Source organism: Treponema sp. R80B11-R83G3, from assembly GCF_054786115.1.
On the sequence record NZ_BDHF01000228.1, the window covers coordinates 1 to 1,271 of the forward strand.

At 39.0% G+C, this 1,271-nt stretch carries 2 protein-coding genes; both read right to left on the reverse strand.

From position 1 onward, the window contains the following. Nucleotides 1–557 (reverse strand): hypothetical protein (locus ACYVRH_RS12865; protein WP_461257297.1); only part of this gene is annotated, 557 nt, incomplete at its 3' end. 59 nt (nucleotides 558–616) lie between these two features. Further along, the coding region (locus ACYVRH_RS12870) for a M48 family metalloprotease (protein WP_461257298.1) at nucleotides 617–1,271 on the reverse strand (655 nt) is incomplete at its 5' end.

Below are 1,271 nucleotides of genomic sequence, written 5' to 3' on the forward strand. Positions count from 1 at the left end.
TCGTAGTCCATATCCAGAGCAACGGAATAAAGAATGTCGTAGATTTTATTAAGGCCGGGGTCTTTTATCATTTCATTTAATTTTCCCTGGGAAATTGCAATGTCATCATACCTGTCCAGTGAACACTTACCCTCTAAATGATTATGGTAATCAGGCGTTAAAGACCATTTATGGACATCATTGTCTTTTGCGGGGTAAAACGAATTCCCGCCCGCCGGAGTTTTATCATAACTATAAAATGTGCTTACAATTAAACTGCCGTCGTTTTTAAATTCATAAACAAATTTATTAATTCTAAAATTAACAAAAGTTGATTGCCGCCCTTTGGAAAACATATCATACAAATAATCAATAAGATAATCCAGGGAATGAGGCCCCCTAATATCCCGATAACTGTATGGAACGCCGATTACCTCTACCGGTATATTTTTATACGTATTATTATTTTCTGAAAAATCTTCCTGCGCAAAGGAAGCCATAACATTCATAACTGCCAGAGCGGCGCATAAAATTACGCGCTTTATTGATTTGTTTTTTAAATTGCTTTTAATAGCCATGCTTAATTCCTCCGTAAGTAATTAATACCCCTAAATATTCAGAGTAATCTGGTGTATGTTTAAAACTTCACGCTTTTAAATCTTTGCGAACGATCTCTAAGCGTGTTATTTTTGCGGAACTTTAATCCCTCTAAATTTGCAATACGAAGCTCGGGGCTTGGGTGAGTCGAAAATAAACCCCTGCCGTATTGAGAATCCCTGACTTTTTGTAATACCTTAAACATATCCAAAAGAGCATTTGGATCATAACCCGCGTTTAAAAGCAGTATCACCGCTTCCCTGTCAGCTTCATATTCCTGAGTTTGCGAATAACCGCTTTGAATCAAGGTATCTATATTCCTTGTTATGGAATCACGAAAACTGTTGGCGCGCGCGGCTTCGGCTGACATGCCGGCGGCATAGCCTGCCATTAAATCCGCCATAGCGGACATTTCATTTTCAAATTTTGATTCGTTGATAATTTGAATTCCATGCCTTAATATTATATGCGCAAGCTCATGGGCGATTACCGCCGCCAGCATATCTTCAGAAGACGCGGATTCTATCAATTTTCTGGTGACAAATATGTGGCCGCCGGGAGTGGCAAAAGCGTTAAATTCATTACTGTCAAGAATCAATACAAAATATCCCTTGTAGGGGGCAGGATAACTGGAATTAATCACAAGCGCCTGACAGATGCAATTTAAGTATTGTACCGCTTCCGGATTGTTATAC